This window comes from Pseudomonas sp. R5(2019), assembly GCF_009905435.1.
Taxonomy (GTDB): Bacteria; Pseudomonadota; Gammaproteobacteria; order Pseudomonadales; family Pseudomonadaceae; genus Aquipseudomonas.
This window is the reverse complement of the sequence record NZ_JAAAMT010000051.1, coordinates 25,460-37,918: the sequence shown is the minus strand read 5'-3', so window position 1 is coordinate 37,918 and position 12,459 is coordinate 25,460. Positions and strand designations below refer to the sequence as shown.

13 protein-coding genes are annotated in these 12,459 nt (G+C 61.7%); 8 read left to right on the top strand and 5 right to left on the bottom strand.

Translation table 11 applies throughout. The features are described from left to right. Positions 1 to 341 precede the first annotated feature (341 nt). The 3 genes from GUY40_RS23830 to GUY40_RS23820 all read left to right on the top strand — a co-directional run bounded on the left by GUY40_RS23830 (position 342) and on the right by GUY40_RS23820 (position 2,282). A complete protein-coding gene (locus tag GUY40_RS23830) occupies positions 342 to 776 on the top strand; it encodes a lysozyme inhibitor LprI family protein (protein WP_166571366.1) in 435 nt (144 codons plus the stop codon). 163 nt (positions 777 to 939) lie between these two features. Beyond that, positions 940 to 1,773 (top strand): DUF4239 domain-containing protein, encoded by an 834-nt coding sequence (locus tag GUY40_RS23825; protein ID WP_256675841.1) that lies wholly within the window; start codon positions 940 to 942, stop codon positions 1,771 to 1,773. Positions 1,774 to 1,862: 89 nt separating this feature from the next. After that, positions 1,863 to 2,282, top strand: a complete 420-nt coding sequence (locus tag GUY40_RS23820; RefSeq protein ID WP_166571365.1) for a DUF3010 family protein — start codon at positions 1,863 to 1,865, stop codon at positions 2,280 to 2,282. 64 nt (positions 2,283 to 2,346) lie between these two features. On the opposite strand, the gene GUY40_RS23815 is transcribed toward GUY40_RS23820, so the two are convergent. After that, positions 2,347 to 3,309, bottom strand: coding sequence for a GlxA family transcriptional regulator (locus GUY40_RS23815; protein ID WP_166571364.1), 963 nt, complete (start codon positions 3,307 to 3,309; stop codon positions 2,347 to 2,349). A 171-nt stretch (positions 3,310 to 3,480) separates the two neighbouring features. On the opposite strand from GUY40_RS23815, the gene choX reads away from it, so the two are divergent. The 4 genes from choX (at position 3,481) to GUY40_RS23795 (ending at position 6,905) form a co-directional block, all read left to right on the top strand. After that, entirely contained in the window at positions 3,481 to 4,428 is a 948-nt protein-coding gene (gene choX / locus GUY40_RS23810; RefSeq protein WP_166571363.1) for a choline ABC transporter substrate-binding protein, read from the top strand. A 124-nt stretch (positions 4,429 to 4,552) separates the two neighbouring features. After that, positions 4,553 to 5,437, top strand: coding sequence for a 3-keto-5-aminohexanoate cleavage protein (locus GUY40_RS23805; protein ID WP_166571362.1), 885 nt, complete (start codon positions 4,553 to 4,555; stop codon positions 5,435 to 5,437). An 18-nt stretch (positions 5,438 to 5,455) separates the two neighbouring features. After that, on the top strand, positions 5,456 to 6,421 hold the full coding sequence (locus tag GUY40_RS23800) for an L-carnitine dehydrogenase (protein ID WP_166571361.1): 966 nt from the start codon (positions 5,456 to 5,458) through the stop codon (positions 6,419 to 6,421). Between the two features lie 13 nt (positions 6,422 to 6,434). After that, entirely contained in the window at positions 6,435 to 6,905 is a 471-nt protein-coding gene (locus GUY40_RS23795) for a thioesterase family protein (RefSeq protein WP_166571360.1), read from the top strand. Positions 6,906 to 7,041: 136 nt separating this feature from the next. On the opposite strand, the gene GUY40_RS23790 is transcribed toward GUY40_RS23795, so the two are convergent. The 4 genes from GUY40_RS23790 to GUY40_RS23775 form a co-directional block, all read right to left on the bottom strand. Next, entirely contained in the window at positions 7,042 to 8,067 is a 1,026-nt protein-coding gene (locus tag GUY40_RS23790) for a putative 2-aminoethylphosphonate ABC transporter substrate-binding protein (RefSeq protein ID WP_166571359.1), read from the bottom strand. Positions 8,068 to 8,103: 36 nt separating this feature from the next. Continuing rightward, positions 8,104 to 9,828: a putative 2-aminoethylphosphonate ABC transporter permease subunit gene (locus GUY40_RS23785; RefSeq protein WP_166571358.1), complete on the bottom strand. Its 1,725-nt coding sequence runs from the start codon at positions 9,826 to 9,828 to the stop codon at positions 8,104 to 8,106. 1 nt (position 9,829) lies between these two features. Next, entirely contained in the window at positions 9,830 to 10,894 is a 1,065-nt protein-coding gene (locus GUY40_RS23780; RefSeq protein WP_166571357.1) for a putative 2-aminoethylphosphonate ABC transporter ATP-binding protein, read from the bottom strand. Positions 10,895 to 11,115: 221 nt separating this feature from the next. Continuing rightward, positions 11,116 to 11,979 carry a LysR family transcriptional regulator gene (locus tag GUY40_RS23775; RefSeq protein ID WP_166571356.1) on the bottom strand — a complete coding sequence of 288 codons (864 nt, stop codon included), beginning with the start codon at positions 11,977 to 11,979 and terminating at the stop codon, positions 11,116 to 11,118. A 148-nt stretch (positions 11,980 to 12,127) separates the two neighbouring features. Between GUY40_RS23775 and GUY40_RS23770 the strand changes: the two genes are divergently transcribed. After that, positions 12,128 to 12,457 carry a hypothetical protein gene (locus tag GUY40_RS23770; protein WP_166571355.1) on the top strand — a complete coding sequence of 110 codons (330 nt, stop codon included), beginning with the start codon at positions 12,128 to 12,130 and terminating at the stop codon, positions 12,455 to 12,457. Positions 12,458 to 12,459: the final 2 nt, after the last annotated feature.

Below are 12,459 nucleotides of genomic sequence, written 5' to 3'. Positions count from 1 at the left end.
TGGGCTGCGCAGCGGCCCCTGAGGCCATTGGCATTTACGATTGAGCCAGCGAGTGCAGGTGATTTCAGAATCGCCGGGGCCGCTGCGCAGCCCATCGCGGCCAGGTCCGCTCCTACATGGACGTCTGTGCTCCGGTCCTTAACTGACCGGCATCGCGGCGGTTCGGCGCTCCGACAAGCCCAGCTCCTACCAGTCGAATCCAGCAGGTAAATGTGGGTTTGTCAGCAGTCTGGGTTCCACCCTGTGGAACGGGTGTCAACAATGATGGGGGAGTGGAAAGCAGCCCGCCCTTGGGCCAGAATCGTCGCCATTGTTCCGGACACGGGTTGGGGATGTCACAAATGAAGATGTGGGTTGGATTGAGCTTGGCGTTGCTGGCGTTCGGTGCCCATGCCGAAGACGAAAGTACCCCGTGCGATAACGTCGAGACCGAGCAGCAGAATGCTGCCTGTGCGGCCTACAACAGGAAGACCGCAGAGCGTGAACTCAATAACGCCTATACCGATATGCTTGAACGGGTCAAAGCCCAATATGCCGACGAGCCTGCGAAGTTAAAGGATTTCAACAGCAACGTTGAGGCTGCCCAGCAACTGTGGCGCCAGTTGCGCGACGCCGATTGCGCCGTTGAAACCGTGCTGTACAGCAAAGGCAGCCAGGAACTGGAAATGGCCGAAAATACCTGCCTGGCCCAACGCAGTGATGAGCGCTCGGAATATCTGCAGTTGTTGCACAACGATATCGATGCGCCTACTGAAAGTGAGGGCGCCGGGGAGTAAAACCGAAAAACAAATGGGTGTTTCACACGCAACGAAAATCGGTGATTGTTCATTACGCTAATGGGGTTCTATCGCCATCGTCTACTGTCAGAACTGACAGGTACACGGCACGAAAATGATCGGTAACACTGGGCAAGACGTGGTTCAACTCAAGGACTGACTAATGAATACACTGGCCGCTGCCCCCTACTATGCCCTGGCTATTTTCTTTGTCATCGTGGTCTCCCTTGAATTGGGAAGATGGCTGGGCAAGCGCCAACTGGCGATTGACCCGGAGGGCGCACGCACGGGTATCGGTGCCATCGAAGGTGCGGTGTTCGGGCTGCTGGCCTTGCTGATCGCCTTCACCTTTTCCGGTGCGGCCAGCCGCCTGGATGCCCGTCGCGACCTGATCGTGCAGGAAACTAACGCCATCGGCACCGCCTGGCTGCGCCTGGACCTGCTGCCCGCCAGCGAGCAGCCCGCCATCCGCCAGTCGTTCCGTGAATATGTCGATGCCCGGCTCGCCTACTACCGCGACCTGCACGACCCGGTGATTGCCGCGCAGGAAAATAACCGCGCACTGAGCGCCCAGCTGCACATCTGGAAGCAGATCATGGCCGCCATTGCCCTGCTGCCCAACCCCGCCCCGGGCTTGAGCGCCGCCCAGGCGTTCAACGACGTTATCGACATCACCACCAACCGCCGCGTGGCCCTTAACACCCACCCGCCCATGGTGATCTACCTGATGCTGCTGGCCCTGACCTGGGTCAGCGCCTTGTTGATCGGCTTCGGCATGGCCGGCGCCGCACGGCGCAACTGGTTGCACAGTCTGGGTTATGCCTTGGTGATGGTCAGCGTGTTGTATGTGATTCTGGATTTCGAGTACCCACGGCGGGGGATCATTCGAGTGGATCAATTTGACCTGATTCTTGAAGAACAGCGCGACAGCATGGAAGAAAGACGAGCACAGGGACCTGTCATTTCTGACAGTAGTCGTCTGGCGTGGCGCTTGTAATGATTCTGGATAGTCAGCACAACTTGACGCGCCTCACGTCAGCAAGCCACCCTGCCGCCCTGTTTTCCTCATGAACAAAGGGCACCCTAATGACTATCTGTGGCGTTGAAATCAAAGGCAGTGAAGCCATCTTTGCGCTGGCCACGCTGAGCGGTAAAACGCCCGAACACATCGGCCTCACGACCAAAAAGATCGCCCTGGAAGATGACGACCAAACCATCAACGTGAAGGCCTTCGCCGCCGTGCTTGAGGCCTTTGTCCAGGCCAACAACATCGACCGCATCGCCATCAAAAAGCGCGGTAAAAAAGGCGAATTCGCCGGTGGCCCGACCACCTTCAAAATCGAAGGCATCTTCCAGCTGCTCGCCAACTGCGACGTGCAACTGGTCTCTCCACAAACCATCAGCGCCCAAAGCAAGAAACTCGAAACCGCCCTGCCCGCCTCGCTGAACAAGTATCAACATGAAGCGTTCAAGACGGCGTGTGCGGTGTTGTTGAAAGGGGCGTAACGTCCCCATCCATGTCACGTATACAGAACATTCCTCCGTGGATGTTCTGTATACGTAACATTTATCACCCTGCCAGCACTGCGCCTTTCGCTCCGACAGCACGATCCTCCCTCGGGCACCGCGCAAACCGCGCCCGATAGCTGCGGGTGAAATACGACGGCGACTCGAACCCACAGGCAATGCTCACCTCCAGCACGCTCATATCGGTCTGGCGCAACAGTTGCCGGGCTTTTTCCAGCCGCAGGCGCAGGTAGAACGTGCTCGGGGTGTCGTTGAGGTGCAGGCGGAACAGCCGTTCGAGCTGGCGCCGGGTCACTTTGATGGCCTCGGCCAGTTGCAGGGTATTCAAGGGCGGCTCGGTGTTTTGCTCCATTATCCCGATCACATGGGCCAGCTTCTTGTTGCTGATGCCATAGCGCGAAGCAATCTGCATGCGCTGGTGGTCCTGGCGCGGGCGAATGCGGCCGAGCACGAATTGTTCGGAGACCTGGATCGCCAACTCCGAACCGTGGGCCTGGGCGATCAAATCGAGCATCAGGTCGATCGAGGCGGTGCCGCCGGCCGAAGTGATCCGCCGCCGGTCGATTTCGAACAACTCCTGGGTGGCATCCAGCTGTGGATAGGATTCCTTGAACGCGCCCAAGGCTTCCCAGTGCAGGGTCAGCCGATACCCGTCCAGCAACCCCGCTTCGGCCAGCACAAAACTGCCGGTATCGATGCCGCCCAGGGTCACGCCGTCGTGATCGAGGCGGCGCAGCCAGTGGTGCAGCACAGGGCTGTAACACGCCAGCGGATCAAAGCCTGCAACCACCAGCAAGGTCGCGCCTTTGGGCAAAACCTGGAGCGCCGCCTCGGCGTTCACCGACATGCCATTGCTCGCCAGCACCGCCCCGCCGTCCGCACTCAATACATGCCAGCGGTACAAGTCCGGCGCAAAGCGGTTGGCCACCCGCAATGGCTCGATGGCTGAGATAAAACCCATCGAGGAAAACCCGGGCAACAACAAGAAGTAGAAATCCTGGGGCATGCGCTGCGCTCGATGCAGGGATGTACTGCGGTTAATACCGCGCAGGTCGCGACAGTGCAAGAGCCAGTCGCCACAGTGCGATTTGCCTGGCAACGCGCCGCGTAGTCTGAGCTCCACGGTGCATAGACGCCGCCCCCCATAACAATTAGAACTGCCGTCAGAGGAGCCATCATGAAAAGACTGATCAGCTGCTGTCTGCTGATGCTCACCGGTACCGCCCTGCTCACCAACAGCGCCGTTGCCGCCGAACCCGCCGAGTGCAAGAACGTGCGCCTGGGCGTGGTCAACTGGACCGACGTCATCGCTACCAGCGCCATGACCCAGGTGCTGCTGGACGGCCTCGGTTACCAGACCAAGCAGACCAGCGCCTCGCAGCAGATCATTTTCGCCGGTATTCGTGACCAGCGCCTGGACATGTTCCTCGGTTACTGGAACCCGATCATGACCCAGACCATCACCCCCTTTATCGAGCACAAGCAGGTCAAGGTGCTGGCCGAACCGAGCCTGAAGGATGCCCGTGCGACCCTCGCCGTGCCCAAGTACCTGGCCGACAAGGGCCTGAAATCCTTCGCCGACATCGCCAGGTTCAAAAAGGAACTGGACGGCAAGATCTACGGCATCGAACCCGGCTCCGGCGCCAACACCCAGATCAAGGCGATGATCGCCAAGAACCAGTTTGGCCTGGGCGATTTCCAGCTGGTGGAGTCCAGTGAAGCGGGCATGCTCTCGGCCGTCAGCCGAGCGGTGAAACGTAACGCAGCGGTGGTGTTTTTCGGCTGGGCACCGCACCCGATGAACGTGAACTTCGAACTCGCCTACCTGACCGGCAGCGACGATGCGCTGGGCCCGGACGAAGGCCGTGCCACGGTCTGGACCGTCACCGCCCCCGACTACGCCAGCCGCTGCCCGAACGCCTACAGACTGCTGACCAACCTGACCTTCAGCGCCGAAGACGAGAGCCGGATGATGCAGCCGCTGCTCGACCACAAGGACGCGCTGGAATCTGCCCGGCAATGGCTCAGGGACCACCCCGAAGACCAGAAGCGCTGGCTTGACGGCGTGACCACCTTTGATGGCCGCCCGGCTGCCGAGAATCTGCGCTTGAGCAGTAATCCTTAAGCAGGTCCGGCCTCATCGCGGGCAAGCCCTGCTCCTACATAAAACCGCTATGCATTCACATGCAGGAGCAGGGTTTACCCGCGAAAAATCTCCCAGACACCACAAAAGCCTGAAGGAACCCCACATGAACCACGACGTCATCATCACCTGCGCACTCACCGGTGCTGGCGACACGACGGGCAAGAGCCACCTGGTGCCCGTCACGCCGAAACAGATCGCCGCCGCCGCCGTTGAAGCGGCCAAGGCCGGCGCCACGGTCGTCCACTGCCATGTCCGCGACCCGCAGACCGGCAAATTCAGCCGCGATGTCGCGTTGTACCGGGAGGTGATGGAGCGCATCCGCGAGGCGGATGTCGACATCATCGTCAACCTTACCGCTGGCATGGGTGGCGACCTGGAAATCGGCCCGGGCGAGACGCCCACCGAATTCGGCCCCGGCACCGATCTGGTCGGCCCGCTGACCCGCCTGGCGCATGTGGAAGAACTGCTGCCGGAAATCTGCACTCTGGACTGCGGCACGCTTAACTTCGGCGACGGCGACACCATCTACGTCTCCACCCCGACCCAGCTGCGCGCCGGTGCCAAGCGCATCACCGAACTGGGCGTGAAGGCAGAGCTGGAAATCTTCGACACCGGGCACCTGTGGTTCGCCAAGCAAATGATCAAGGAAGGCCTGCTGCATGACCCACTGTTCCAGCTGTGCCTGGGCATCCCGTGGGGCGCGCCGGCCGACACCACCACCATGAAAGCCATGGTCGACAACCTGCCCGCCGGTGCCACCTGGGCCGGCTTCGGCATCGGTCGCATGCAAATGCCGATGGCGGCGCAAGCGGTGCTGCTGGGCGGCAACGTGCGGGTCGGCCTTGAAGACAACCTCTGGCTCGACAAGGGCGTGCTCGCCACCAATGGCCAACTGGTGGAACGCGCCTGTGAAATTCTCAGCCGCCTCGGTGCCCGCGTGCTTACGCCGGCCGAAGGCCGCGCCAAGATGAACCTGACCCGCCGTTGATCACACAAGGATACCCGCATGAGCTTTATCACCGAGATCAAAACCTTTGCAGCACTGGGCAGCGGCGTGATCGGCAGTGGCTGGGTCGCCCGCGCCCTGGCCCACGGCCTGGACGTGGTGGCCTGGGACCCGGCGCCCGGCGCCGAAGCCGCATTGCGCAAGCGCATTGCCAACGCCTGGCAAGCACTGGAAAAACAAGGCTTGGCCGCCGGTGCATCGCAGGACCGGTTGCGCTTTGTCAGCACCATTGAAGAATGCGTGCGCGACGCCGACTTCATCCAGGAAAGCGCCCCTGAGCGGCTGGAACTCAAGCTTGAGTTGCACACCAAAATCAGCGCGGCGGCCAAGCCCAACGCCCTGATCGGCTCCAGTACCTCGGGCCTGCTGCCAAGCGAATTCTATGAGTCCTCGACCCATCCTGAGCGCTGCGTAGTCGGTCACCCGTTCAATCCGGTGTATCTGCTACCGCTGGTGGAAGTGGTGGGTGGCAATCGCACCGCTCCCGAAGCGATCCAGGCCGCCATCGGCGTCTATGAATCACTGGGCATGCGCCCCTTGCACGTGCGCAAGGAAGTCCCCGGTTTTATCGCCGACCGCCTGCTCGAAGCGCTCTGGCGCGAGGCCCTGCACCTGGTCAACGACGGTGTGGCAACCACCGGCGAAATCGACGATGCGATCCGCTTTGGCGCCGGCTTGCGCTGGTCGTTCATGGGCACATTCCTGACCTACACCCTGGCAGGCGGCGATGCCGGCATGCGCCACTTCATGGCCCAGTTCGGCCCTGCGCTGCAACTGCCCTGGACCTACCTGCCTGCGCCACAGCTGACCGACAAACTGATCGACGATGTGGTCGAGGGCACCGCCGAGCAATTGGGCACCCACAGCATCAGCGCCCTGGAACGCTATCGTGATGATTGCCTATTGGCGGTGCTCGATGCGGTCAAGACCACCAAAGCCAGACACGGCATGACCTTCAGCGAATAACCGGAGCCTTGTGATGCCAGCGTTGCTCACCTACCAGACCGAGGTCCAGGCCGATTGGGTCGATTACAACGGGCATCTGCGCGATGCCTTTTACCTGCTGATTTTCAGCTATGCCACCGATGCCTTCATGGACCATATCGGCCTGGACAGCGACAACCGCACCGCCAGCGGCAACTCGTTGTTCACGCTGGAGTGTCACCTGAACTATCTGCATGAGGTGAAGCTGGGGACCGCCGTTCAAGTCCGCACGCAGATCCTCGGGGTTGATCGCAAGCGCGTGCACCTTTATCACAGCCTGCACATCCAGGCGCTGGATGAGCCGGTGGCGGTCAGTGAGCAGATGCTGCTGCATGTGGATCTGGCGGGACCGCGGTCGGTGCCGTTCAGTGAGGGGGTGGCAAAGCGGTTGTTGGAGATTCAGGCTGAACAGGTGGATCTGCCCAGGCCTGAATATGTGGGGCGGGTGATGCAGTTGCCGGGTTAAGACCACTGTCCTACCTGAACATGCGGACTTGTAGGAGCGGACCTGGCCGCGATGGGGCGCGCAGCGGCCCCGGGGTCTGCTGCGCAGCCCATCGCGGCCAGGTCCGCTCCTACACCGGTTCGCGTAAAACCGGGTATTACTGCTGTGCCACTTTCTCCGACTTGCCGTCATAGCGCTTGCGCCATTCGGCCAGGATGCTGTCGCGGTTCTTGGAGGCCCAGCCGAAGTCGTTCTTGATCAACCGCTGCTCATAGTCAGCCGGCAGTTCGGTTTGCGGCTTGGCGATGCCCGGCTGGGCCAGCACGGCGAAGTTTTCCTTGTACAACTCCATCGCCGCCGGGCTTGCAGAGAAGTCCGCCAGGCGCTTGGCTGCGGCTTCATGCGGGGTGTTCTTGAGGATCGCGGTGGCTTCGATTTCCCAGCCCAGGCCTTCCTTCGGCAACACGATCTCCAGCGGCGCGCCCTGGCGCTTGAGCTGCACGGCCGGGTATTCGAAGGAGATACCGATCGGGAACTCACCGGCGGCCGCCAGCTTGCATGGCTTGGAGCCGGAGTGAACGTACTGGCCAATGTTCTGGTGCAGGCCATCCATATACGCCCAGCCTTGTTTCTCACCGAAGGTCTGCAGCCAGGCGCTGACGTCGAGGAAGCCGGTGCCCGACGAGGCCGGGTTCGGCATCACGATCTTGCCCTTGTACTCAGGCTTGGTCAGGTCCTGCCAGCTCACCGGCTTGGTCAGGCCCTGTTTCTCGGCCTCGATGCTGTTGAAGCAGATGGTCGCGGCCCAGACATCCATGCCCACCCAGCTCGGCGGGTTGGCGGCATCGCGGTAGTTGCCGCCGATCTTGTCCAGGTCCTTGGGCGCATAGCTTTGCAGCATGCCCTGCTGGTCGAGGATTGCCAGGCTCGAGGCCGCCAGGCCCCACACCGCGTCGGCTTGCGGGCGGTCTTTTTCGGCCAGCAGCTTGGCGGTGATGATCCCGGTGGAATCACGCACCCACTTGATCTCGATGTCCGGGTTGGCTTTTTCGAAGGCCTGCTTGTAGGTCTTCAGTTGTTCGGCTTCAAGCGCCGTGTAGACCGTCAGGGTGGTGTCGGCGGCCTGGGCCTGCACGCTCAAGGCGGTGAGGACGGCAGCGGCAAGAGCAAGTGGCTTGAACATGGTGCGGATCCTTTGTCGATAAAGTCAGTGGGGTATTTATTGGCCGGGGGCGCTCTGGCGCCAGGCTTGTGATTGGCGCAACAGGCCGCGCGAAGCCCAGGCCAGCAGCAACGACACCGTGGCCGAGGTCAGCAGGATCAGGGTCGACATCGCCGCCGCGCCGCCGACATTGCCGGCATCGTCCATGTTCAGAACGGCCACGGCGGCGAGAATGGTGTCGGGGCTGTAGAGGAAGATCGCAGCCGACACGGTGGTCATCGCCGAGACGAACAGGTAGCGGATGATGTCCAGCAAGGCCGGCAGGCAGATCGGCACGGTGACGCGCATGAAGTGCCGGTACAGCGGCGCCTTGAGTGATAGCGCAGCTGCTTCGAACTCACCGTCGAGCTGACGCAGGGCGGTGGTCGCGGTCATTTGCGCCGTGGTCAGGTAGTGGGCAATGGTGCACACCACCAGCAATGCCATCGAGCCGTAGAACACGTGCAGCGGGTTGCCATTGAGGTTGAAGAAAAACACGTAGCCCAGGCCCAGCACCAAGCCTGGCACTGCCATCGGCACGAAGCTGAGCATGCGCAGGATCAGGTTGAGGCTGCGTTGCCCGCTGGTTTTCTCCATCAGGTAAGCCCCGGTGAAGATCACCACACTGCCGATCAGCGCGGTGCCCAGCGCCATGGTCAGGCTGTTGCGGTAGGCCAGCCAGCCACCGCCAGCGGTGTCCTCGAACTGATAATGGTTGAGCGACAACGACAGGTTGTAAGGCCAGAATTTCACCAGCGACGAGTACACCGCCATGCCCACTACGGTCAGCAATGCGGCGCAGACCAGCAGCACAAAGGCCAGGTAGCAGCCATCGCGCAGCCGCGACGGCACCGGTTTGAACACTTGGGCACGGCCGCTCATGGCATCGCCATGACGACGACGCAGCCAGGCATCGACAGCAAAGCTCAACAGCGCCGGCAGCAACAACACCATGCCGATCAAGGCACCGCGACCGAACTGCTGCTGGCCGACCACCGCCTTGTACGCTTCGAGTGCCAGCACCTGGTAATCGCCACCGACCACAACCGGCACGCCAAAGTCAGTGATGGTCAGAGTGAACACCAGACAGAACGCGGCAAACACCGCCTGACGCGTCGCCGGCCAGGTGATGCTGCGGTAGGCGCGCCACGGGCTTGCGCCCATGCTCGACGCCGCATCGAACAAGCGCGCATCGGCCAGCGACAAGGCCGAGAGCAGAATCATCAAGGCATGCGGAAAGGTGTAAATCGCCTCGCCCAGCACGATGCCCCAGAAGCCGTAGATGTTGTCGGACAGCAAGCCGCGCAGCAGGCCCTGATTGCCGAACAGGTAGACCAGCGCAATGCCCGGCAACATCGACGGCGCCAGCAACGGCAGCAGCGAGATGCCGCGCCACACGACTTTGCCCGGGATCAGCGTGCGTTGCAGCGCGTAGGCGAACAGGTAAGCGACCGGTACCACGATGGCGGCGACGCTCAACGAGACTTTCAGGCTGTTGCCCAACAGCCAGTGGAAGTTGGCGCTGGTGAACAGTTCCCGCGCGGCCACCAGACCACCACCCTGCCCGTCCTCGGCGCTGAAACCGCGCCAGAAGATCGCCATCAGCGGCATCAATACGGCCAGTGTCAGCAGCACCAGCAACAGCGATTTGCCACCCACCACGAACAGGCGATCACCCAGCGCCACGCGGGCCTTGCCCTGCGCTTGCTTGTGCATCAGCGGCACACTCATCTGCGCGGCCATCTCAGGCAAACACCTGCAGGCTGCGCGGCGGCAGGGCCACCCAGATACTTTGCGAGCCCAGGCGCGGCATCGACTCGGGCGCCACTTCGGCCGTCAGCGCATGCCCTGGCAAGTCATTGAGCTCGAAGCTCATGCGGCAGCGGTTGCCCAGGAAAGTGATCTCGCGAACCTGTGCGGCAAACAGGTTTTCTTCGTGCACAGGCGGGTTGACGCTGATCGCCTCGGGGCGGCAGAACAGCCGACCGCGGTCCGCACTGCCGGCATCCGGCGCCAGGCGCATGTGCAGGGCACCGACCTGGGCATGGCTGGTGCTGCTGCGGCGAAATGGCAGCCAGTTGCCCTGGCCGACAAACTCGGCGACGAACGGCGTGGCAGGCTTGTCATAGATATCCTGCGGGGTGGCGTACTGCTCGACCTTGCCGTTGTTCATCACGGCAATGCGGTCAGCCATGAGCATGGCTTCGTCCTGGTTGTGGGTCACCATCAGCGTGGTGATGCCCAGCTGGCGCTGCAGCTGGCGCAGCTCGGTGCACAGATGCTCGCGCACCCGGGCATCGAGGGCCGACATCGGTTCGTCGAGCAACAGCAACGAAGGCGCCGGCGCCAAGGCACGGGCCAGCGCAACCCGTTGCTGCTGGCCACCGGACAGCTGGCCGGGAAATTTCTTTTCACTACCGACCAGGCCCACCAGTTCGAGCATTTGCGCCACGCGCTCACGGGTCTCTTCGCGGCCACTGCCGGTCAGGCCGTAAGCGATATTGGCTTCGACGGTGAGGTTGGGGAACAGCGCGTAAGACTGGAACAGAATCCCGTAATCACGGGCCTGGGGTGGCAACGTCGAGATATCCCGGTCGCCGATGTAGAGCGTGCCACGGTCCTGGCGCTCAAGGCCGGCGATGCAGCGCAGCAAAGTGGTCTTGCCACACCCGGACGGCCCCAGCAGGCAAACCAGCTCGCCAGCGGCCACATCGAGGGACACATCGTCCAGCGCGGTAAAGGCGCCAAAGCGCTTGTGGATGCCGCGCACTGTCATCTGTGCGCCCGGGTTTGCAATCGCGGTGTTCATGGCTGGACCTCATCGAACTGATGCAGGCCATCCTAGGGAGCGATTGCGAAGGGTATGTGGCAATGAGGCAAAAGCTGCCGATAGTGGTATTGGCGGATTTGGGTTGGCCTGAGAACCCGAGGTGGCTTCATCGCGAGCAAGCTCGGCTCCTACAAAATGCGCGCCGCGCGGAATGGCGATAGGTAGGAGCCGAGCTTGCTCGCGATTAAGCCACCGCCGATCTAAAGCGCACACACTTCCTGCGCCACCCCCAGAAACGCCGCCGGCAACCGCGCCTGGCGCCGTTCTTTCAGGCAATACAAATACTCATGCATCACCGGTGCTCCTTCGAGCGTCAGCACGCGCAATTCCGGGTTATGCGGCACTTCATGGCGGGCGATGATGCTGATGCCGATGTTGCGCAGCACACCTTCGCGAATCGACTCGCGGCTGCCGATCTCCAGCAATGAGCCCACCGCCACAGCTGATTCGCGCAGCATGTCTTCGGTCAGTTGGCGGGTGGTCGAGCCCGATTCGCGCATCAGCAGGCAATGCCCGGCGAGTGCGCCGATCGGCACCGAGTCGAACTTGGCCAGCGGGTGATTGCGATGCACCGCCACCACCAACGGGTCGGCGCCCAGCACCCGTCGAACCAGCCGCGTATCCTCGACCAGCTGCGACGAGGCGGCCAGGTCGACGCGGTAATCCTCGAGCATTTCCAGCACCTGCTGGGAGTTACCGATTTCTACCGACACCTCCACCTGCGCCAGGCGCTCGCGGAAGATTTTCACCAGATCCAGGATGTAATACGGCGCCGTGGCAGCGATACGCAGGACGCCCTGACCCTGGCCGCTGTTGCGCAGAAAGAATTCGATATCGGCTTCCTGCTGCAGCAGGGTCTTGACCATGGGCAGCAGCCGGGCACCGTCGTCGCTGAGGGTCAGCCGGCGCCCGCCGCGATAGAACAACTCGACGGCGTATTGGCTCTCCAGGTGACGAATCTGAGTGGTCACCGTCGGCTGGCTGAGGCCAAGCTTCTTCGCGGCCAGGGTAATACTGCCCAGCCGGGCCACCATGTAAAACGCTTTCAGCTCGGCACTGAGCATCACTTCCTCGCCAATCAAGGCCGGCAGCCGGCCATTATTCGGCCAATCTTACCGGGTTTGAACTGTCATTTCTGACAGTAGACCGGGTTGTCTTGCAGTTCTACGCTCGCGTTGCAACTTGGTCCCTTTCTCTCGCTAGAGCCCTGCCATGACCTTGAGCATCAACTCCACCATTGCATTGCTCCAACAGAAGATCGACGCAGCCGCCAAAGACGGAGTCTATTCCTACCTGGAGTTTGAACAGTTCAGGGATGACGCTGACAAGCAGCTGGCCAGAGCCAAAGATCCATCTGCTGACGAGTCTCTGTTCAAATTGCAGGCCGCCGCTGATGCCGCCGTTGAAGCCCTGGAAAGGCTTGCAACCGACTCACGCAAGAACAAGTCCTCGCCACTCGAGAAATCTGCTCTGAAAACCGCCGTCGAATGGCAGTTGGCGTATGTCGTGGCCTGTTACCTTTCCAGGGTGTATCACCTGTAACG